Annotated in this window: 10 protein-coding genes; all 10 read right to left on the bottom strand. The window is 69.3% G+C overall.

Annotated features, from left to right (window positions below):
• Positions 1-343: 343 nt before the first annotated feature.
• Entirely contained in the window at positions 344-4789 is a 4446-nt protein-coding gene (locus AB4Y67_RS18175) for an FtsK/SpoIIIE domain-containing protein (RefSeq protein ID WP_441407159.1), read from the bottom strand.
• Positions 4786-5526, bottom strand: a complete 741-nt coding sequence (locus tag AB4Y67_RS18170) for a hypothetical protein (RefSeq protein WP_441407158.1) — start codon at positions 5524-5526, stop codon at positions 4786-4788. The genes AB4Y67_RS18175 and AB4Y67_RS18170 overlap by 4 nt, the downstream gene beginning before the upstream one ends.
• A 33-nt stretch (positions 5527-5559) precedes the next feature.
• A complete protein-coding gene (locus tag AB4Y67_RS18165) occupies positions 5560-7254 on the bottom strand; it encodes a serine/threonine protein kinase (protein ID WP_441407157.1) in 1695 nt (564 codons plus the stop codon).
• On the bottom strand, positions 7251-9140 hold the full coding sequence (locus AB4Y67_RS18160) for an FHA domain-containing protein (protein ID WP_441407156.1): 1890 nt from the start codon (positions 9138-9140) through the stop codon (positions 7251-7253). The genes AB4Y67_RS18165 and AB4Y67_RS18160 overlap by 4 nt, the downstream gene beginning before the upstream one ends.
• Positions 9127-10179, bottom strand: a complete 1053-nt coding sequence (locus AB4Y67_RS18155; protein WP_441407155.1) for a PP2C family protein-serine/threonine phosphatase — start codon at positions 10177-10179, stop codon at positions 9127-9129. The genes AB4Y67_RS18160 and AB4Y67_RS18155 overlap by 14 nt, the downstream gene beginning before the upstream one ends.
• A complete protein-coding gene (locus AB4Y67_RS18150; RefSeq protein ID WP_441407154.1) occupies positions 10176-11681 on the bottom strand; it encodes an RDD family protein in 1506 nt (501 codons plus the stop codon). Before AB4Y67_RS18150 ends, AB4Y67_RS18155 begins: the two co-directional genes overlap by 4 nt.
• Complete coding sequence (locus AB4Y67_RS18145; RefSeq protein WP_441407153.1) at positions 11678-14230, bottom strand: transglutaminase-like domain-containing protein; 2553 nt, start codon at positions 14228-14230, stop codon at positions 11678-11680. Before AB4Y67_RS18145 ends, AB4Y67_RS18150 begins: the two co-directional genes overlap by 4 nt.
• Complete coding sequence (locus AB4Y67_RS18140; RefSeq protein ID WP_441407152.1) at positions 14227-15558, bottom strand: DUF58 domain-containing protein; 1332 nt, start codon at positions 15556-15558, stop codon at positions 14227-14229. The genes AB4Y67_RS18145 and AB4Y67_RS18140 overlap by 4 nt, the downstream gene beginning before the upstream one ends.
• Before the next feature lie 90 nt (positions 15559-15648).
• Positions 15649-16623, bottom strand: a complete 975-nt coding sequence (locus AB4Y67_RS18135) for an AAA family ATPase (protein WP_441407151.1) — start codon at positions 16621-16623, stop codon at positions 15649-15651.
• A 91-nt stretch (positions 16624-16714) separates the two neighbouring features.
• Entirely contained in the window at positions 16715-22573 is a 5859-nt protein-coding gene (locus tag AB4Y67_RS18130) for an Ig-like domain-containing protein (RefSeq protein WP_441407150.1), read from the bottom strand.
• Positions 22574-22596: the final 23 nt, after the last annotated feature.

Genomic DNA, 22596 nt, shown 5'->3' with positions numbered 1-22596 from the left:
GTCCGGGCCCTTCCAGTCGGTGCCCTCGAGCACCTTGGTCAGCAGCGACCTCTGCTTGTCGATCTCGGACGAACCGGCCTGCAGCTTGGTCCCAAGAGTCTTGAGCTGAGCAATGTCTGCGCCCCAAATAGCCATGCGTTATCTCTCCTAAAGTTCAATGAAACGGACCCGAATTCTGTCGGCGTCCCCCAAAGGCCCCCGGCTGTTCCGGAAGTCCATTGCCTAAAAGCTACCCTGCCCGCCGAAAACGTGTCGATGGGCAGCCCTCCCCATCCCCCGATGCCCTGTCAGTTGTTGTCCCTATCCGGGCCCGGAAGCAACCACAACTGACAGCGCAACGGGTCTAGTTCCGGTTCTCGGGCGGCAGCGCGACCTGGAGCTTGCGGACCTTGCCGCGGCCCACGATGTAGCCGCGGCCCGGGATGAAGTCCGTGCTGATCCGGCCCAGCGAGGTGCTGAGGAGGCTGTCGCCGTCGATGTCGCCGGGGTTGAGGAGCAGGCCGCGGCGGCCGGACTTGAAGGGCTGAGCCAGCGACCAGGCCGAGGACCAGGTGGAGGTTTCGGATTCGCCCACCACCCACTGTTCGGCCTTGACCGAGGCCGTCACGAGCCGTTCGATCCCGGATTCCGCGCCCGTGTCGGTGAAGTCGGTCAGCCCCTCGATGAAGATCGCCAGCTTGCCCGGCGTGCCGGTGGAGTAGTCCACCAGCTCGTCGAGGGCCTCCTCGACGTCGTCGGCGCCCACCACGGAGCGGTCCCAGAGCTTCAGGGACGCGGCGGCGGAGCGCCGGGAGCCGACGTAGATCAGTTCGACGCCGGGGTTGGAGCGGCGCAGCGCGTAGGCCAGGGTCACCATGGCCACGGTGCGGCCGGAGCCGGGAGGGCCGGCCAGCAGCAGCGGTCCCTTGGCCAGGATCTCGGCCGGCTGGAGCGTCTCGTCGTCGACGCCGATCACCGGCAGGTCCGGGCTTCCGGCGGGCAGGATCTCGAGGTCCACCTGGTCCGGCAGGCGTTCGATCTGCGGGGCGCGTTCCACGCCCTGGCGCAGCATCGCTTCGCTGAGCTTGTGCACCTCGCGGGCCTGCACGGCCAGGTTGGAGTTGCCGCCGAGCACCGCGAGCTGCACTTCGAGGTTGCCCAGGAGTCCGCGGCCCGGAGGCGAGGCCCGGCCCAGGACATCCTTGGGTACGTCCATGGACAGGTAGTCGTCCTCCGAAGAGAGGCGCAGCACCAGCCGGCGCTGGATCGAGGCCAGCAGCGACGCCGGCACCGAGTTGGGCCGGTCCCCGCTGACCACGAGGTGGATGCCCAGCGGGCGGCCGTCCGTGGCGAGCTGCAGGAAGATGTCCCACAGCGCCGAGAGTTTGCTGTATTCGTAGGCCTCGCGGAAGGAGGACATGCCGTCCACGAGCACGAAGATCCGCTTCTCGTCCGGCTGGTTCGCCAGCTTCCGGTATTCCACGATGGTGGACGCGCGGACCTCCGAATAGCGGGCCGCGCGGTCGTCCGCGAGGTCCCGGAGCCAGCGCAGCAGCCGGCCGACGCGTTCGACGTCGTCGCCGTTGATGATCTCGCCGACGTGCGGCAGCTCGTCGAGCATCTTGAGCCCCGAGGAGCCGCAGTCGATGCCGTAGACGTTGACCGGCCCGCCGCGCGGGGTGACCGCGGCAGCGATGGCGATGCTGCGCAGGGCCGCGGACTTGCCGGAGCCGCCGGTGCCGTAGATGGCCATGTTGCCGTCCTGGTCCGGCTCGTAGAAGACGGTGGGCTGGTCCTGGTGCGCGGGGTCGTCCGCCACGCCAAGGAGCAGCCGTTCGTCGGTGCGGGGGTTCGGCAGCTTGGAGAAGTCGTAGGTGGTGGCGAGTTCGTCCAGCCAGGGTTTGCGCGGCGGGTCGATGGAGAGCACGTCGGCGGCCTTGATGATGTTGGCGGTCATCCGGGCGATGTCGTTCGGGCCGGCAGCTTCTTCCTTGACCGGGCTCTCGGGCGCCGGGGCGGCCCAGGCCGGTCCGGAGCCGAAGGCCATCTCGACGATCTCGATCTGCGGCCGCTGCGGCTTCTCCGTGGTCCAGCCGCCGACGTAGCCGGTCTGGAAGCCCTGGATCCGGCCGGGGCCGGTTTTGGCGGCGCCGCGGCCGGGAATGGACGGGTCGAAGTACGCCGCGGTGGGCACGCCGAGGATGTCGACGGCGTCGTCCTCGTCGGCCATCCGCAGCGCCACCCGCAGGTTGGTGTTGGCGCGCAGGCTTTCCTTGATGACGCCGGCCGGGCGCTGGGTGGCCAGGATCAGGTGCAGGCCCAGGGACCGGCCGCGGGCGGCGACGTCCACCACACCGTCGACGAATTCCGGCACCTCGGTGGCCAGGGCCGCGAACTCGTCCACGATGATGATCAGGTACGGCGGCGCGTCCGGGTCCGCTTCGCGCTGGAGTTCCAGCAGGTCCTTGGCCTTCTTCCGGTTCAGCAGCCGTTCCCGGTGGTGCAGCTCGGCCCGCAGCGAGGTCAGCGCGCGGCGCACCAGGTGCGGGGAGAGGTCGGTGACCAGGCCCACGGTGTGCGGCAGGTGCAGGCAGTCCGCGAACGCGGCGCCGCCCTTGTAGTCCACGAACAGGAAACTCACCCGGTCCGGGCTGTAGGCCGCGGCCATGCCCATCACCCAGGACTGCAGGAACTCGGACTTGCCGGCGCCGGTGGTGCCACCGACGAGGGCGTGCGGGCCCTCGTTCTTGAGGTCGAGGTAGAGCGGTTCGATGCCCTTGGAGCCCACCAGGGCCCGGAGCGTGCCGTTGTCCTTGCGGTTGGGCACGGCGGAGGCCCGGACCGAGTTGTTTTCGGTCCAGCGTTCGGCCACGGCCGCCGGGTTGTCGAGGAAATCCTTGCCGATCAGGGTCGCGTAAGAGACGGCGCGCGGCAGGTCGGAATCATCCTCCAGTGGCTTTCCGACGTCGACTACCGGCGTGAGCATCCGGGCCAGCTGGGCGGCGAGGCCGGCGTCGAGGCTTTCGCAGCTCACCGGGAAGGTGTGCCGGCCGAGCCGGACCTGGCCGGTGGTGGTGCCGTGGTCGCCGTCGACCGCCATGAAGTCCCGGCACGCGGCCGGAAGCTGCTGCACCGAGGACGCCACCCACATCACGTGCACCCCGGAGTCGGGGCCGCGCTCGAGGACCCGGGTGAGCCGGCCGCGGTCCACCGGTGCGTCGTCCTCGACGACCACCAGCACGGTGGGCACCAGCGGTTCCGCCAGGTCCGTAACGAGCGGGTCGACGCCGGGCCGCGGGGCCGGGCGCGGAGTCTGCGACGCGGCCTCGCGCTGGTCGATCAGGTCTTCCAGCCGGGAGAGCAGGGCTGAGCCGCCCGCGGGGCCGGCGGCGAGGTGGTCGCCGCTGAGCGGGCTGTGGCCGGAGCCGACGTGCGGGAGCCACTGCAGCCATTCCCAGCGTTCCTTCGACTGCGCCGAGGTGATGGCGGCCAGGACCACTTCGGCCGGCGAGTGCAGGCCGACGAGCTGCAGGACCATGCCGCGGGCCACATCGTCGACGAGGCCGCGGGATCCCGCCAGGCCGAAGGAGCCGGCGGAGCGCAGTTGCGAGACGACCGGCACGCCTTCGATGTCCCGGAACTGCGCCATGCACTCCTGGATTTCGGCCATGTACTCGGCTTCGGTGTCGTTGCTGTTGGGTTCCTCGAACTGGATCCGCGACGGCGCGGTGCCCAGGCCGAAGCGCAGGCCCAGAAATCCGGTGTGCTCGGGCCGGTGGGTCCAGAGCAGCGGGCCGAGTTTGTAGATCGAGTCCACGGTGTCGCTGACGGAGGGTGCTTCCTGCAGCCGGACCGAGCGTTCCACGTTCTGCAGCCGGGTGATGTCCGCCCGGAAGGCGGCCATGGACTCGCGGAACTGCTTGAGCTGTTCCTTGCGCTCCCGCTTGGCCTGCAGCTTCTGGTCCACGTAATGGCCCACGATGAACAGCGGCATCATCAGCATAAAGACGACCGAGAGCACGTTCTGCGTGACGGCGAACAGGATGCCGCCCATCATCAGCGGGGCGAGCAGCATGATGTACGGGAAGGCGTGGTGCTCCTGGCGCTTGGGCCCGGCGGGGAGCATCCGTTTCTGCTGCTCGAAGCGCGGCACCACACGCGGCGAGCGGTTGAAGTCGATCAGCGGGGAGGTCGGGGCGGAACTGTGCCCGGTTCCCAGCGACACCACCGAAACGGTCGTGTCGCCCAGGGCCACGGTGTCCGAGGAGTTCAGCGTGGCGCGGGTGACCGGCAGCCCGTCCATCAGCAGCCCGTTGGCCGAGTTCGTATCCACGATCTCGACCGTCTCGCCGACCGTGATGCGGGCGTGCCGCTTGGACGTGAGCGGGTCCGTGAGCCGGATGTCGGCGTCGCGGCCCCGGCCGATGTAGCTGGTGCCCGACGGCAGCGAGAATTCGCGTCCGACGTCGGGCCCGGACAGCACCCGCAGCGTCGCCGCCGCCGGCCCCCGGTTCGCACCGGGCGTCCCGAACTGCTCACTGAGCTGGGTCAGCGAGACGATGGAGCCCGGCCGGAGCCCGGATTCGAGCAGGTTGTCCTTGCGGTCCAGGACGCTGCCCTTCATGCCGCCGGCGGCGAAGGCCTCCTCGATGCTGAGGGAGAGGTTCGACGGCGGCGGGGTCCCCCGCCGCGCCGGGTCGGCGGCCCAGAGCTGGGTGGCGATGTCCGCCACTGTGGCGAGACCGTCCACGGTGACGGCAAGGTCTTTGGCCTCGGCCGGGTCGCGGCGCAGTGTCAGTCGGATTCTCATGCTTCGTTGGTCTTTCCCGTGCCGGGTTCCTGGGGCGGTTGCTTGTCTCTGTTGTGCTCTTCGAGCAGGTACAGGTCAGCCGGCGTCACCAGGTGTGAGGTGACGGCATGCTCCACGAGCCGCGCGCGGCGGTTGGTGGCGAGTTTTCCGCCGCCGCCACGCAGGCCGGCGACACCCACCCTGTCCAGTTTGTCGCACACGTTGTCGAGCTTTCGGTTGAACCGGGTCAGTGCCCAGCCCAGGGTCTTGGCGGCGTCGGCGGAGGACGGAATGGCGCTGAAGCCGGTCCCCTCGCGGCGCAGCACGGGCTCGGCGAGGGCCACGATCAGGGCCTTCTGCGAGTCCGTGAAGATCACCGGGCCGATCGTGGTGTCACCGCCGCTGTCCTCCTCGCGCGATTCCTGCCGGAACGCCGGGGTGCGGAGGTGCACGGCGAACTCGTAGGTGGTGGGGCCGGCGGTGAAGATGACGTTCGTGTGGCTGAAGACCAGCGGAATCCGTGCCCCGGGCGAGAGCCACGCCTGCATCCCGCCGGAGGCGTCGGCGATGGTCGCGGAGAGCATGCTGCCGACGTTGCTGAGCCACCAGATGCCGTCGTAGCGGGCGATCTGCAGGAACTGCCGGTGCAGGTACGGGTTGTCGTCCACCTCGAGGTCGCCTTCGCGGCCGATGCTGAAGATGTCCTCGTCCGAGGGCTCATGCCACTCGCCGCAGAAATCTATTGCCAGATCCCCCATGTGCCGTGCCTTTCTGGAAACTCGTTGGTGGTGCTACTTAGGAACGCAGGCGATGGAATCCGGGCCAAGCGGCGAGGAGGCACCGTCACTGCGGACGATCATCACCTGGATGCAGCTGGGTTCGGCCGGGTTCGCCGCCATTTCGGCGGCCGGCCCGGCACTGGCCTGGTACTGCCCGTCACCCTTGAGCGTGTGGACCCGCCATTTGTAGCTGTCCCCCGGTTTCGGCTGCGGGTTGGTCCAGCTGAAACTGACTTTCCCGGCCGGCCCGGCCGCACCGGCCAGCCCGGTGACGTCCGGCACGGTGCCGTTGTCCAGCGCGTCCGCGGGCGGTTTGCTGACCTGGTCTGTCGCTTTCGGCGCCGGTTCCGGCCGGTTGGTGCCCGCCACGATCCCCAGGACGACGGCGGCCACCAGGACGGTGCCGCCGACGATCGAGAGCAGCAGGTTCCTGCGGCCGTGGCCGGCCGGGGGCTCCCCCGCGCCGTCGGACCCGCCGATGTCCCCCGTGTGCGAGGACGCGACAGCGGTGCTGGAGCGGTTGACCGTGGCGGCGACGTCGTCGTCGTCGGCACCGGCGGCAGCCCCGGGTCCGGTTCCGGGCCTGTCAAAGCCAGGCATCGCCGGCGGCCGCGGGACTGTCCCCTGAGTGAAGCCCGCAGTGTTGAAGGCGGCGTTGTTGAAGCCCGCTTTGTTGAACGTCGTGGCGTTGTCGGCCGTGGGGCCGGTGTCCCCGGCGGGGAACCTTGCCGGGAAGGTGGGCGAGCTGCCGGTGGCGTCGGGATCAATCGAGGCGACGCTGCGGACGCGGGTTTCCTCGAAGCCTTCGTCGGGGTGGGTTTCCTCGGCACGCGGCTCCTCCAAGACCTCAAAGGGGGTCACGGAGAGGTTCAGTTCGGCCTGGATCCGCTGCAGGGCCAGGGCGAAGGCGTGGGCCGAGGAGTAGCGGGAGGACGCGGACTTGGCCATCGCCGTCGAGAGCGCCAGTTCCAGGGATTCCGGCACGTCGGCGCGGCCCAGCTTCGGCACGGGCAGGTTGGTGATGCGGGAGATCAGCTCGCGCTGGGAGTTGTCCGCCCCCGGCAGCACAAACGGGGACCGGCCGGCCAGCAGGGTGTAGAGCGTGGCGCCGAGGGCCCACACGTCCACCAGGACGCCGTCCACCTGGTGGCCGGTGAACTGCTCCGGCGGGGACCACGGGATGGACATGCCCGCGTCCTCGTCGGCGTCACCGGCGAGGGTGCCGGAGATGCCGAAGTCTGTCAGGGCGGGCCGGTTGTAGTCAGTGACCAGGATGTTGGCGGGCTTGATATCGCGGTGCGCGATTCCGGCCCGGTGGGCAGTCTCGACGGCGGATGCCACCTGGATGCCGACGGCGAGGACCTCGTCCACGCTGAAGCGCTGCCGCCGGTACCGGACGTCGAGGCTGGGCCGGGAGCAGTACTCCATGGCCAGGTAGGAATGCCCGGAGTCGGTGATCTCGGCTTCGAAGATGGTCACGATGTACGGGTGCGAGGACAGCTGCGCCATCAGGTTCGCTTCGGATTCGAAGCGGCGGCGGGCGCCCTCGGTCTTGAGGTCGGAAAGCAGCACCTTGACGGCCACCTTGCGGAGCGGCCTGTCCTGCTCGTAGAGGTACACGTCGGAGAACCCGCCGGAGCCGAGCAGGCTGATGTAGGTGAAGCCCGGAATGATCGGCGGCGGGGCTACAGGCCGTTTTGAGCTCATGGGATCTCCTCAAAGCGCAGCGAGATGCCGTCGCCGACTTCGGCGATGTCGCCGTCGAGCAGGATGGCCATCTCGCCCTGGGCCAGCCGGCGGGGAGGCTGTCCCTCACGGACCAGGACGGTGCCGTTGGTCGCCTTGAGATCGCACAGCATAACGTGCCACCCTTCGAGCCGGACCTCCACGTGCGAGCGGGAGATATCGCCGCTGGGGCTCGCCACCTGGATCAGTTTCGGCATCACGGCGCCCTGGACGCGCGACACCGAGGGCTGGCGTCCCACGACGAGTGACTGGTCGAGGTCGATCAGCTCGCCGGTGGACAGGCGCATCCGGCCCAGCCGCGGGCGCCGGACCTGGACGCCGTCGCCGGGGAGCGGGTCTCCGCAACGGCCGCAGTGGGAATATGTGGAGGGGTTCGCGTGTCCCTGCGGGCAGACCCGTGCCAGCACCAGGGGCCCGGTGGACGGTCCTGTGTCCTGTCCTGTGGACGAGCGCTGGGCAGCGGGCCGTTGCCCGGCCCCGGCGAGGCCGCCCTTCATGATCGTCTGGCCGTCGTGGTCCGCATCGGCGCCGGGCTGCGCGGCTGGCCATTGCTGGCTCGCGGCTGCGTGCTGGTCGGGTGCGTGGGGGGCGTGGGGGGCGGGTGCTTGCGGGGCCGTGGGCGGCAGCGGTGCGGACGGCACAGGTGACGGCGCCGGCGGCTGGGACGCCGACGACGCCGACGACGGCCGGTCGCCGCCGGTGTTCCAGGGCACCGAATCGATCAGCCCGGCGGGGACCGCCGGCCGCGGTGCCGCGGGCGGTTCCGGCGCGGCGGCCGGAGCGGCTTGGGTTGCTGCATCGTCGGGCGCTCCCCCGTTAGACGCAGCGGGCTCGGGCGCGGGCCCGGCATTGGCGGACTCGACGGCGGTGGACTCGTCTTGGGCGGTATCGTCTTTGGCCGGCCCGCCTTGGGCGGACTCGACAGCTGGTTCGGAATCGGCGTCGGGGTCCTCGCGGACGGCGGCGTCTTCGATGCTTCGCATCACCGTCTGTTCCCAGAGGTGGTCGTAGCTGCTGGTCAGCTCTTGCTCGGCCGGTTCGGGTACGGGCACCGGTTCCGGTTCCGGTTCAAGTGCCGGTTCCAGTTCCGGCTCCTGTTCAAGTGCCGGTTCCGGTTCCGGTTCTCCGTGCAGGGTTCCGTCGCGCTCGGAGTCCTCGCCCGGGAACTCCAGCACGGTCTCCGCGGAGGCACCGTGCTCGCTCAGCCCGGCGGCAATGTCGGCCTCGGCCGCTGCCAGGACTTCGTCCTCCACCGCCGCTTCGGCGGCCGTTGCCGGATTCACTGCAGAGAGATCCACGGCTGCCAGATCGGCCGCCACGGCTGCAGTTGTGGCCGCGGCAGGGACCGCCGGGGCCTCCTCACGCCTGGCAGCACCGTTGAAGTTCACTCGCAGGCCCTGCAGCAGGACCACACCGTCCGCCACAGGCAGGTCCAAAGCGAGGTCGGCTGCCCCGGCGGCCGCGGCACCGGGAACCGTCAGGCTGAATCCGGCGGCTTGTGAGAAGCGCCGCTCCGTCCACGTGGTGACATCGCGGCCGCTGAGTTCCACCTGCCCGGCCGGCAGGTCCACGGTGAGGTCGATCTCGCCGCGGAGGAACACCTGGATGGACCCGTTGCTGGCCACGATCGCGAACCAGGGCAGCCGGGCGAGCGAACCCCCCGAGGCCGACGTCACGGCGTCGAGCACCTCGTGCACTTCGGGGCCTGCGGCGAGGAGGTCCCACAGTGATTCAACCAGGGCGGGCGCGCTGTCCGGGCGCAGCAGGACCACGGTTCCGGAGCGCACCACACCGAGCCAGCTGCCGGGCGTGTAGCGCGCGGCAGCGGCGGGGTTACTGCTTGCCATCGTTCGGGTCCTTGCCGTGTCCTTCAGAAGCGTGTTCTTCAGCTGCCGGCGCTTCAGCCGCTGAGCCGCCTCCAACCCCGGATGCCACTTCCCCGTTGGGGGCGAGGTCCAGGGCGTCGGTCCGGGGCAGGGTGTCCTCGTCCTCCGCCGCGGCGGCGCTGCGCGGCGCGGTCTGGGCGGCGCCGTCGTAGTCGCTGGTGACGTTGGTGGCGTCCAGCACGATGCAGGTGACGTTGTCCCGGCCGCCGCTGCGCAGGGCCGCCTGGATGAGTTCATCGACGGCCGCCTGCGGGTCCGCGTGGGAGCGCAGGATGTTGGAGATGTGCTGGTCGTCGAGTTCGCCGTTGAGGCCGTCGGAACAGACCAGGATCCGGTCGCCTTCCTCCATGGGCAGCAACCAGTAGTCGGCCTCCGTCTCGTCCCCCGTACCGAGGGCGCGGGTGACGACGTGCCGGCGGGGGTGAACGGCGGCCTGGGCCAGGGTGATCTGCCCGGCATCCACCAGTTCCTGGACCTCGGAGTGGTCCACGCTGACCTGGCTGAGCTTGCCCTGGCTGAGCCGGTAGGTCCGGGAGTCGCCGATGTTGAGGACCAGCCAGTACGGCGCGCCCATCTGCTCCACCACCACGACGCCTGAGAGCGTGGTCCCGGCGCGGGAGCCCGTGGCCTCGCGGATGCCCTCGTCCGCCATCAGCAGATACTCCTGCACGACGCCGGCCGTGGCGTTCCGCTCTCCACTCGCCAACTGCGGTATCCGGGAGAGTGTGCGCACGCAGATGCCGCTGGCGATCTCGCCGGCCTCATGCCCGCCCATGCCGTCGGCGACGGCAAAGACGGGATCGGAGGCAATGAAGGAGTCCTCGTTCATTTCGCGGCGGAGGCCACGGTCGGTGCCGTAGCCGCAGTTGAGCCGGAGGCTGGAGGAACTGCTGGAACTGCTTCCGGTACTGGAGGAACTGCCTGAAGGACTGTCCAGGGACGGCACGGGGGCCGTGTCGGAGTTGGCTGGGGAGGGCTCGGCGGCCGGCTGGGAGTTCATGCCTGTCCTAGGTAGAAGGAGCGGTCACCGAAGTGCACGGTGGAACCTGGGCGGACGTGGGTGGGCTCCCCCGCCGCGAGGGCGGTACGGATACCGTCCGGGGTGGTCACGGCGCTGCCGTTGGTGGAGTTGCGGTCCGTCACCCAGATTCCCCCGTTTCCGGCAAGCAGATGGAGATGGGTCTTGGAAATCGAGCGGCCCGGGTCGGCAACCGGGATCAGCTGCACGGAGTCCTCGCCCTGGTGTCCGGCAGGGTTCCGGCCGATCAGCACGGTACGGTCCAGCTCGATGTCGCGGCCGTCGTCGAGCCGGATCCGGAGCATCGCCACTGTGACCGGGGCGTCTGTGTCGCCGCGGACCTGGGTGCGGTCGTGGTCGTCATCGGGATGCGCGCCCGGCTGGGGCATCGCGGACCCTGCGGGAGGCGCGAACGACGCCGCGTACGGAACCGGCTGCTGGACTGCCGGCTCCTGGACTGGCGGCTGCTGGACTGGCGGCTTTTGCGCAACACCGGACGGCCGCACGGAGTCGGTCTGCTGAAGAACGGCAGACTGCCGGCCGGAGGCAGGGGCGGAAAGGACGGCGGCGGGAGGCTGCCATTCGTTGGGGTTGAGCGCTGCCGGGACTCCCAATGCGGCAGCGGCCAGCGGCGAGGCGACTTGCTGGACCGGAGGGAGGTCCAGCGGCGCGAAGCTGTAGGGGCCCGCGATGCCGCCGGTCGCGATGGGATTGCGTCCGGACTTCACGTCGAACATGAGGGTCTTGGCGGCCGTATCGTGCCAGCCGCGGAGCTGTCCGTTGCGGTCCCAGGTACTGGACAGCACCACGAGGACAGCCCAGGCCGCCCCTAGGAACTGCAGCGGTCCCAGCACCAGCAGGGCCACGCCGAACCATTGGAATATCACCACGGCCGCGGCGGCCAGCACGGCCAGCAGCATTCCAGCGCCGGTGATGAGGCCGCGGAGGAACACCGCACCCCCGCCCGGAGCGAAGCCGTCGGCATCCGTGCTGCGGATGCCCATCAGGCGGTTGCCGAGGGTCGCGCCGGTTCGGCCTTCGAGCACGGCCAGGACCATCACGTAGACCAGCGTGAGGCCCGCACCAATCCCGCCGAACAGCACCAGGGATGAGGTGTCGTACACGATGAAGCCGCCGCTTTGGCTCCGGGTGATGCCGGCGAATCCTACCGCCAGCAGGATGGTCAGGACGGTGACGGGCGGGAGCCAGTCGAGCACGGCAGCTCCCAGCCGCTTCCCGGCAGTTGCCGGAACCACCTCGAGCTTGCTCGGCATGGAAGGACCTCCCCCTTGTCCGCGGCCCGGAGCCGGGCCCAGTGTTACGGGGATACTACCGGGGATCGGCTGGGGCTGGAGAACGTCCCGCACGTTGCGGGCGTTCCGCGCGGAGCGGTTGCTCAGCGGCGTGCCGCAGGAGGTGCAGAAGGCAGCCCCAGGGCGGAGCGGCTGCTGGCAGCGCGGGCAGTGCTCGGCGTCGTCGGTCATGGCTCGTTGCGGTTCTTCCTGGCGGTCTGGCTGGACTCGGTGGCGGCATCGGCAGCACCGTCACGGTGGGCTGCGGCGGCCGGATCGGATTCCACTGTACCCGCGGGCCATTCTGATCCCGCACGTGCGCCGCGCTTGCCGCCCGGCAGACGGGGCTTCAGGCCCCGAAGTGTGAGCGCGGCCCGGCCGTCGGCCAGCAGGGAGCGCGGCGAGAACCGGGCCCTCTGCCGCCCCCAGAACCCGAGGGTCCCGGTCAGCTCCTTCAGCGAGCCGTCCACGATGTCCCAGTACTCGCGGACCTGGTCCTCGCTCGGCTGTCCGGCACCGAAGATCGCGGCGTCGGCCCGGTTCGCGAGCAGCGTGGTGGTTCCGCCGGCGGCCGGGAAGGCATCGGCGAGGACGACGGCGGACTCGCGCCGGGTGGCACGGGCGTCCACACCGGCGCCCAGGTCTGTCGCGAAGCTGACAATTTCGTTCCAGCCGCCGCCGACGCGTTGCGCCGGGGGTCCGTCACTGAACCGGAACTTCCGCCGTCGGGACTTGAGCAGGGCAATCAGCAACAGCGGCAGCGCCAGGATCCCGACCGGGATGAGCGCGATGCCGATCGCCGTGAGCAGGGGGCCCCAGAAGAGCCAGGGGTTGTTCTTCTTCTCGTCGGCGTCCAGCGCATCCGGCGAAGAGTCCGGCGGAAGGTCCGCAGGCTCCTGCGGCGGGGGCGGCGGCTGCAGCACCTGCGGCTTGGGCTTGGACTTGTTTTCCGGATCCGGCGGGATCGGCACATTGTCCTTCGGCGGCGTGGGATCGAAGGACACCCAGCCCACCCGGTCGAAGGCGACTTCCACCCAGGCGTGGACGTCCTTGCCGGTGATCTTCACTTCGCCCGCGCCGTTTTCCGGGCTCTTGGGATCCGGGTAGAACCCCATCACCACGCGGGAGGGGATGCCTAGGTGGCGCAGCATGAGTGACATCGCGACGGCGTACTGTTCGTCGTCGCCGAGCATCTGTTTGGCGGTGAGCAGGCTCCGGACGCGGTTGGCCCCGTGCCCGGAGACGCTGGGCAGCTGGCCGTCGGCGATCAGGCCGTTGCTGAAGGCACCCTTCTTCTGGAAGTGCGCCTCGATCTGGCGGACCCGGTCGATGGCAGTGGGCGCATCGGCGGCGAGGTCGTTCGCCTGGGAGCCGACCACCGGAGGCACCTCGGCGGGGGCCGGCAGGGACAGCTTGGCGAAGTCGTACTGGGTCAGCTGCCCGTGCTCCAGGGTGGCGGGATCGGCAACCTGGACCTGGTAGGCATCGCCCTTGGCGAGGCCCCTGGTGGTCACGGCCGTGTCGGTCCCGGCGTTGAAGTACAGTCCCGAAGCGGCACCCGAGCCGTCCCGGGCAAAGCTGATCCCCGTGGTTTTACGGCCGCCGGGCAGGAAGTAGCCCTGGTAGTCCTCGATGGTGATGTCCAGCGTGTAGTTGTTGCTGGGCACAATCCCGGTGGAGTCGGCCAGGGTGTTGAGGGACTTGGCGTCGCCCACCTTGCTGAAGCTGCCGGAGCCGTTCGGGTCCATGTTGTAGTTGGTGCCGTTGTAGGAATCCAGTGCGGCGAGCCGCACCCGGGCGTCCTTGGGGAGGCCCTTGACGACGAAGAGGTCGTCGTCCTTCTTGTCCTTCACGAAGTTCCGGAAGCTCGCCAGCGGCGTCACGTAGTCCTTGGGGTCGAACGGCGGGACGATCGTGTTGCGCAGCACGCGGCGGTCGTCACTGGCGGTGACCAGCGGGGACGCGATGGCGGTGATCCCGACGGCGGCGGCGATCACCGCGGCGGCGGTTCCCAGCCGGCGCAGCGTGGCCGCGCGGGCGGTGGCCTCGTCCGTCTCCAGCCGGTTGACGGAGACCTTCCGGGTGTTGCTGCGGCGGAGCGCATCGCGGCGGAAGGTGGCCCACGCGATGGCGACCACGGTGAGGGAGATGCCGCGTTCCACCGTGAGGAACCCTGCGTTCGTGCTGAAGGCGATGCCGGTGACGAACAGCACCAGCACCGGCAGCAGCGGCCAGTACGGGCTCTTGAGCCGCCAGATCAGCAGCCCGGCAGCCAGTGCGGTGAGGAGCGAGCTCAGGAACGGCACAATCAGGGTGCCGCCGGCGGTGCCCACCGGCACACCGACAGTGAGCATGTCCTTCCAGGCGAACACGACGCCGAGCAGCAGGGTGCGCAGCGAATCGAGGGTGGGCAGCACCCCGGCGAAGGAGGCCTCCGGAACTGCCAGGGCCGTGCCGAAGACGAGGTAAGCGCCGAGCGTCAGCGCCGCGGTGATCAGAAGCCCCAGCCGGAAGTGCACCGTGGCCGCCGCGAGGGCCAGGCCCAGCACGATGCCGCCAAAGCCCGCGATGAGGTAGTACGGGTCGCCGCCGAAACTGAGGCTGAAGCCGAGGACGCCGAGGCCGAGCAGGACGGTGAGCGCGCCGGCGTCGAGCGCGAGGTGCCAGGCTGGCTGGCCGTCGGCAAAGCCGGAACGCTTGGCCGCGTTGTTGCGGGGGCGGAGCGGGGGTGCGGTGCTCATGCTGCCGCCTTCCTCAGCACGATGGCCAGGTCAGAGAGGTCGCCGAGGGTCAGGACGGTCAGGTCGCCGATGTTGGCCCGGGCCGGCGCGGCGCCGAGCTGGAGCCGGACGGCGAGGCTGCGGACGCCCATCGGCACCGAAGCCGAGGCGGAGCGCAGCTGGGTGGGGGTGACGTTGCTGCCCACAACCAGGAACACCACGGAGGCGTTGGGGACGGTGTCCGCCAGGCTCCGGGCAAGGTCGACGGCGGTTTTGCGCTGGGGTGCGCCGACAATCCGCGTCATGTCATCGAGCATGTTGCGGCCGGTTTCGCAGCGCAGCGGACCTTTTTGGGTGAGCACATCGAGGTCGCGCTGTTCGCGGATGGCCTGCCGTCCGATCGAGGCGGCGGCGGAGATGGCCAGCTCGAACTCCTCGTCGGAGGCGTACTCGTCCGTGTTGATGGACAGCGAGATGGCGAGGTGCGCGCGGCGGGTTTCCTCGAACTGGCGGACCATGAGCTTGTTGGTGCGGGCCGTGGTCTTCCAGTGGATGTGCCTGCGGTCATCGCCCGGCACGTAGTCGCGCAGCGCGTGGAAGGAGACGTCGGCGCTGGACAGGTCCGTGGTGGGCATGCCCTCGAGGTCGCGGATGAAGCCGGCGGCCGAGCCGGCCAGCGCCGCGGTTTTCGGGTGCACGAAGAGGTCCTCGGGTTCGGTCCAGAGCACCTTGCGGCGCAGCAGGTGCAGCGGGTCGGCGCGGACTGAACGCACCGGGCCTACCACGATCACGGCGCGGCGCGCGGTGGGGATCGTAAAGAGGTCCTCATGGACCTGCCCGGGTTTCATCCGGGGCAGGTGGAACACGGCGGTGGCGGCTCCGACCGGGAGTTCCAGGTCAGCGGGCAGCAGCGGCCGGGGTGCGGTGTTGGAGACCGCAATGCTGCCGACGGCGCTGTCCCCCACCGCGACCCGGGTGCGGGCCAGGTCCAGGACGACGCCGTAGGACGAGCGGCCCAGGATGAAGCCGACGGCGAGCACGAACAGGACAAACGCTGCGATTGCTGCCGCTTTGGCTTCCTGCCAGCCAAACGCCTGGCCGACGGTCCACAGCAGGATCGAGGCTGCCAGCACCGACCAGCCCAGCACGCTCACCACGGACAGGACCGGCCACACGAACCGAAGCCAGAGTGCCCGGACGGCGCGCCAGGCCGGGGCGAGGGCCAGGCCCGCGGTGCTTCCGGCCTCGGTCCAGAGGGAGGCCGGATGCAGGCGCGTGGGCCTGCCGTCCCGGTGGAAGGGCCGTTGCAGGCGTTCAGCAAGCCGGGTCAGCGGAGTGCTGGAGGACATATGGGTGCCTTTGTTCGTGCTGGGTGGGTGCCGGTGGTGGCGGCGATGCCGCCGGGCGGTACAGCCTGCCGGTGCTGTTGGGCTGTGTTCCTAGGACACGGAGGCGCGCTGCTGCGGTGCGGCAACCTCGGCCAGCACCCGCTTCAGCACGGCTTCTGCGGTGGCACCGGAGAATTCGGCTTCCGGGTCCATCACCAGGCGGTGGGTCCAGACGACGGCGGCCAGGTCCTTGACGTCGTCCGGGAGCACGAAGTTGCGGCCCTGGCTGGCGGCCCAGACCTTGGCGGCCCGAACCATGGCGAGGGCGCCGCGGACGGAGACGCCAAGGCGGGTCTCCGGCGCGGTGCGGGTCTCCTCGCAGAGCCGGGAGATGTATTCCAGCACGGCGGTGTCCACGTGGGTGGTGGCGGCCAGGTCGGCCATGTCGGCGACCGCCTGGGTGGTGATGACAGCGGTGATGTCCTTGGAGCGGTCCTTGAGGTTGGCGCCGCCGAGCAGCTGGACCGTGGAGGCGTGGTCCGGGTAGCCGATGGAGGTCTTGATCAGGAAGCGGTCCAGCTGGGCCTCGGGCAGCCGGTAGGTGCCGGCCTGCTCGATCGGGTTCTGGGTGGCCATCACCATGAACGGGCGGCCGGCCTCGTAGGTGGTGCCGTCCACCGTGACGCGGGATTCTTCCATGACTTCGAGCAGTGCCGACTGGGTCTTGGGCGAGGCGCGGTTGATTTCATCGGCGAGGACGATGTTGTTGAAGATGGGGCCCTTGTGGAACTCGAACTTCTGCGTCTTCTGGTCATAGATGGTCACGCCGGTGACGTCCGAGGGCAGCAGGTCCGGGGTGAACTGGATGCGGTTGTTGGAGCCCTGGACGGTGGCCGCGAGGGCGCGGGCCAGGGAGGTCTTTCCGGTGCCCGGCGCGTCCTCGAAGAGGACATGTCCCTCGGCCAGCATCGCGGTGAAGGTCAGGCGGATGACGTGGGACTTGCCCAGCACGGCCTGGCCGACGTTGGCTACGAGCTTCTCGAAAGTGCCGGCAAACCATTCGGCCTGTTCGGTGGTCATGGTCATGGGTTGGTCCTCTTCTGTTCTTGGTGAAAATGCTTGGTGTCCCGCCGGCGGGGATTTCCGCTGAGTCCGGCGGCCAGTTTAGTGGGCGGCATCAGCAGCCGCCCGGCTTGGGTCCGAAGAGATCCACGGTGGTTGACTTCACGTACCAGTTGGGGTGGCTGCCTTCGGTCACGCGGTACCACGGCGTCCCGTTGCCGTAGATGTCCTTCGTGCAGTTGATGTTGAGCTTCCCTTCGGACCGTTGCACCCAGCCGGCGCCGCACGTTGGCCCGTTCGGACTGTAGGTGTCCGGTGTGTTGGGCTTGCCCGGGCAGGTGCTGTTGTGCGCCTGGATCTGGGACAGCGGCGGCGTGGGGTCCGCCCCGGATGTGGACGTGGCTGCATCGTCAAGACCGCAGTCGTTGCTCCCGTCCGTGCCGTTGCAGGCCCGGACTTTCAGATTGCGGCTTGCGCTCCAGCCCCCGGCGTTGTGGTCGTAGCTGCGGTTCATGCCGACGCTCTTCCAGCCGGTGCCCTCGTAGTTCACTTCGTAGCGGTTGATCGCCCGGCCGTTGTCGTTCGGCGCCGTCCACGTCCAGTGCACCTGCCCGTCGCCCTTGTTGGAGGTGCCGCCGGCGAGGCTGGGCCTTCCCGGCTGGCCATAGGGAACAGCCGAACCGATGGCCTGGGCATCCCCGGAGACGTTGTTCTTCGTGGAGACGGCGACGATGTTGACAGTGACGTTCCTGCCGTTGGGCTGGCCGCCGATGGTGCCTCCCGGGGCGCTGATCGGGCCTGAGCCGTACGCCGTGGTCCAGCGGTAGCTGATTTCGGAGGCCTGCGAGCCGTTGCGCTGGGCCTGGTTCAGTGGCGTGAATGTCACCTTCAGCTGTCCGCTGTTTCCGGGCGCGGCAACTGTGCCGCTCGTGACCCTGCCGGGCTTGCCGGCTGCCCGCACCGGGGCAGACCCCGGGCTTGTTGCGGACGTTCCGGCCTTGTTGGTGGCGGCCACCGTGAAGGTGTAGTCCGCCTCCGAATTGTCCACCGTGACGTTTTGCGAGGTACCGGAGACCTGCTGGCTCCCCACGGCGGCTCCCCCGCGCCGCGTGGTCAGCGTGTAGGACGAGACGGCGTCGCCGTYGTTGTTCGGCGCCGCCCAGGTCACCTTGAGCTGGCTCTGCGTGCCCACGGAACCTGCCTGGCTTGCGCTTGGAGCCGCCGGGGTGACGGGCACCCCGGCTGGCGTCTCGGCGGCGGAGTAGGCGCTCCATTCGGAGGGCTCCTTGGCGTCGTTGCGGGCCAGGACCCGGACTTTATAGGCCACGCCGTTCTTGAGGCCCTTCCACACGTAGCTCGTAGAGGTGAGGTTCTGGATCTGGGCGTTCTGCCCGGCGGGAGCCGGGGAAATCTCCAGGTCGTAGCTCTTAACCGGGGAGCCCTTGGACGCCGGGGCCGCCCATGTCACCGTGAGCTGCTTGTCGCCGAACTTCAAGGCGGGCGCGGCCGGGGTGTCAGGCTTGACGTCCGGGCGCACCTCGGCCGACGCCGGGGACCGCTCGGATTCGCCGAGGGTGTTGCTGGCGGTGACCTGGAAGTGGTACTTGGTGTTGTTGGCCAGCCCGGTGAGGGTGCAGGAGTTGGCCGGGCAGTCCTGCCGGTAGCCGCCCTCGCCGTAGACCGTGTACTTGGTGATCGCCGAGCCGCGGTCCGCCGGTGCCGTCCAGTTCAGCAGGGCAGTGCGGTCCCCCACGCTCGCGGCCTGCGGAGTGGTGGGCGCCAGGGGCTTGTCCTTGACGGTCAGCCGGATCCGGGCCGTCGCGTAGCGTGACACGTCACCGGTCTTGTCGGCCACCGTATAGGACACGATCATGGTTCCCGAGAACCCCGCCGCCGGGGTCACCGTCACGGCGTCCCCGGTGACTGCAGCGGAGCCTTGGCCGGTCTCGGTCACGGCGGATACGATCTTCAGCGCCGTTTCCGGGAACGGGTTGGCGTCGTTGTCCAGCACCCGCACGGTGACGGGCTTGCCGGCCGCGGAGTTGGGCTCCAAGTCGTCGTTGGCCACGGGCTTGGGCCGGTTGGAGGCCGTAACGGTCAGCTGGTACGTGGCGGTGGCTTCGAGCCCGCGGGGGTCCCTGGCCTTGACCTGGACCGCCCCGCCCGCTCCGGCGTCGGTGCCGTCCTTAGCCGAGGCCTTCAGGGTTTTCCCGTCGATGCTGGCGTCGAAACCGGCCGGGACGGCGCCCACCAGTTCGTACTTCATTTGGTCCACGTCGCCCTCGTCCGGGTCTGTGGTCAGCCTGGACAGGTCGGTGGTGGTGGAGTCCGCCTTGGGTACCTCAACCTGGCTGCCCAGCAGCACGGGCGGGTTGTTCCGGTTGGGGTCCGGAAGCACCTTGGTGCGGATACTCAGGGTCGCTTTCAGCCCCGCGGGGTCGTCCGGTCCGGAGCCGTCGGTGACCTCGAAGCTGAGCGAGCCGGGGCCCACGTAGTCCTGGCCGGCCGTGTACTTCAGGGCGGTGCCGTTGTTGGCCACGGGGTCGGAGCCGTCGGCGCCGATCAGCTTGATCCGGTCCGTCTGGGTCAGCCGCGGCGAGCGTCCCTCGCGGACCTTGACCCATTCCTTGAGGTCCACGGTGACGGACTGCCCTGCGACTAGTTCAATCACCTCGTCCTTGGCCAGGGTGGGGACCTGCTGGCCTACTCCGGGCACCCAGATGATGGCGGTGGACTTCTGGCCGTCCACGTCTTCCACGGTGTACGGGATGAGCTGGGGCTGCTCGGTCAGTTCCACCACCATGTTGCCCTCGGTGCCGGGCCGGGCGGTGGTGGCGTCGGTGGCGATCTTGAGGTTTTCGCCGACGCCGTCGGGGTCCTCGTCGTTCTTGAGGACGGGGACGTCGACGGCGGTTTTACCGAGCGTCTGGGCGGAGGTCACCCTGTCGTCCCGGGCGATTGGGGCCTGCAGCGGCACGTCTTTTTGCACCTTGACGGCGATGGCGGCCTGCGCCGTGGCGCCGCGGTCGTCCGCGACGGTGTAGCGCACGTTGACGGTGCCCTCCTCGCCGGGGGCCAGCAGGAGAATGCGGGAGCTCTGCTTGCTGACGGTGGCCTGCAGTTCCGGGGCGGCTTCGATGCCGTCGCTGACAATCCGGATCGGGTCGCCGTCGGGGTCGGTGTCGTTGCCGGCGGCGTCGACGGCGATCTGGCGGCCCGGGCGGACCTTGACCTCGTCGTCCACCGGGGTGGGCTTCTGGTTCGTGTCCCCGCGCGGGGCGATGCCGACGGTGACGGTTCCGGTGTTGACGGCGCCCTGCCGGTCCACCACTTTGTAGCGGAAGGTGTCCGTGCCGGCGCCGTCGCCGGCTGCCGTGAAGTCGATGAAGTTGCTGCCCACGGTGGCGGTGCCCATCGCCGGAGTGCTGTCGATCCCGGTCAGCTGGACGGAGTCGCCGTCGGGGTCGATCCCGTCAAGCTCCACCGGAATCCGCACCGACCCGGCCGCCACCACGCGGGCGGTGAGGTTCTTGGGCTGCGGGCGGGAGTTTTCTGCGCCTTCCAGGGGCAGAATGTGGATGGTGACGGCCGCGGCGCTCTTCTGGCCCTGCGGGTCCACGGCGTTGTAGATGGCGCGGACTGTTTTGGGCTCCGCGCCGGCGATAAAGCGGAGGGTGTTTTCGGAGACGAAGCTTTTCCCGTCCGTATCGGGGACGGGTTGCGGCAGGACGGGGTCCAGGGTGAGCTTCTCGCCCTGCGGGTGGGTGTCGTTGGCCAGCACCGGGATGGTGACGACGTCGTTGACCCGCACGTTCACTTCGTCAGGTTTGGGCTGCGGGGCCTCGACGACGGCGGGTGCCGGAACGGGGACCACGGAGACGCTGCCGGTGGCTGACTGGGTGCCGTTGGACATGGTGTAGCGGAAGGTGAACGGGTCCTTGGTGCCGACGACGTCGGTGATCCGCAGGACGCTGTGGTCGATGACGCTGACCGATGCTGTGGCGTTCTCCGGCAGCTGGACGGACTGCAGCACCAGCACGCCTCCGGACGGGTCCGAGTCGTTGGCCAGTGGATCCAGGAGCACGCTTCCGCCGACGGGCATCAGGGCGACGTCGTGCACGGCGACGGGGTTGCCGGCGTCCTTGCCGGATTCGACGTCCACACGGATCAGGCCCTGGCTGCTTTGCGGGCCGTTGCTGGCAATGTACGTCAGGTAGATGGGGCCCGGGGTGCTGCTGCGGAAGGTGAAGGTTCCGCCGTCGGTCACGGGACCAAGTTCTGCGGTGCCGGCCGCTTCCACCTGGGCGAGGCGCAGCGCGCCGCCGTTGGGGTCGACGTCGTTCTTGAGCGGGGCGATCACGAGGTCCTGGCCAACGACGGCGGTGACGTGGTCGGCGTTGACCACCGGCTGCAGTGCGCCCGGGGGCTGGACGTTGACCACCACCTTGCCGGTGGTGGTGGCGCGGCCGTCCCAGACAGTCACGGTGACGGATTTCTTGCCGGGGGCGGCGCCGGAGTCCTGGTACGTGAGCAGGCCGTCACGGCGGACCTTGACCTGGTCCTGCTCGTTGTCGGCCTTGGCGTCCATCAGGACGAGGTCGTCGCCGTCGGGGTCGGTCCAGTCGGTGAGGATGTTCTGGCTGACGGTTTTGCCCTGCTCCACAAGCATGGTGGTGGGGTCGCCGCGCTTGAACAGCGGCGGTTTGTTCTCGTCCGGGCCGACGACGTTCAGCGTGATGCTGCCCGCGGCGGACAGGCCCCGCCCGTCGGCGGCGTTGTAGGCAAAGGTTTCGGCCCCGGGCTTCGCGTCCGGGGGGACGGTGATCTGGAAGGCGGTCCCGCCGTAGATGTTCTCGAGGCTGCCGGCTGCGGGGCCGTTGTCGCCGACGGAGGCCGTGAGGACGTCGCCGTCGGGGTCCGAGTCGTTGTCGAGCACGGACAGGATGGTGGTGCGGCCGGGGCGGACGCCGACGGCGTCGGGCTTGGTTTCCGGGGGGCGGTTGGGCTTGGTGCGGTCCGGCAGGATGTTGACGGTGTTGTTGTCCGCCGATTCCTGGTCCTGGTCATTGGACTGGTTCTTGGGCGGGACCACGTCGTCCCAGTTGTTGACCAGCTGCATGTTCTGGTTCACCAGCCACACATTCCCGGAATTCACATCATTCAGGACCACCAGGTCCCGGTTCACCCGGAACACGTAACTTGGCGACGCGCTGGCCTTCGGCACATCCACCGTCTTGTCACTGGCATCATCCGCGCAGTCCCGGACATACTTATTCGCCCCCGACCACGCCGCATGCACACACCCGCCCAGCTGCACCGGAGCCGCCGGCACCCCCTGCCCGCCAAACGTCACCGTCTTCGCCGTCGAACCATCCAACGGCTGCAACAACAACGCCCTCGGCGTCGCGACCGCCACCGCATCCGCACCCGGACCCGAAAGCTGCAGCTTCGCGTCCTTTGCGTTCTCCAGCGCTAGTTCACGGCCGCCCGGCAGGAACAACTTCCCCCGGCCCGCATCCAACACCACCGGCGCATCCCCCACCACCGCCAGCTGCAGATCCCCCGCACCCTTCAACCCATCCCAGGTACTGGACTGCACGTCCGTCGCCGCGCCCTCGGCATCCACCGCCGTGACCGTGACCTGCCCCGACTTCGGATCCGCACTGTAAATCCGGTCATCAGCACCCACCGCCGACACCGTCCCCGCCGACCCCGCCAGCACCGGCTCGGAACTCTCGGCATCAAAACCGCCCACCGTCGACGGCGACAACGCCCACACTGAGCCCTTCGCCGCATCCGTCACCGAAATGACCTTCGACCCGAAACTCACCTCCGCCGACCCCGGCAACTTCTTATCCCCGCCCAACCGCATCTGCGCCGCCGACACCTGATTCAACGTCGACCCCGCAGCATCATCGACCAACACCGTCCCGGCATCCTGCAACACATCAAACGTCGTCGACGCCGGCGTCACCGCACCGGCGTCACCGCACCATC

Origin of the sequence: Arthrobacter sp. YAF17, from assembly GCF_052113365.1 — a bacterium.
Lineage (GTDB): Bacteria > Actinomycetota > Actinomycetes > Actinomycetales > Micrococcaceae > Arthrobacter.
Note: the sequence above shows the minus strand (reverse complement) of the source record. Positions and strands in the feature narration are given on the sequence as shown.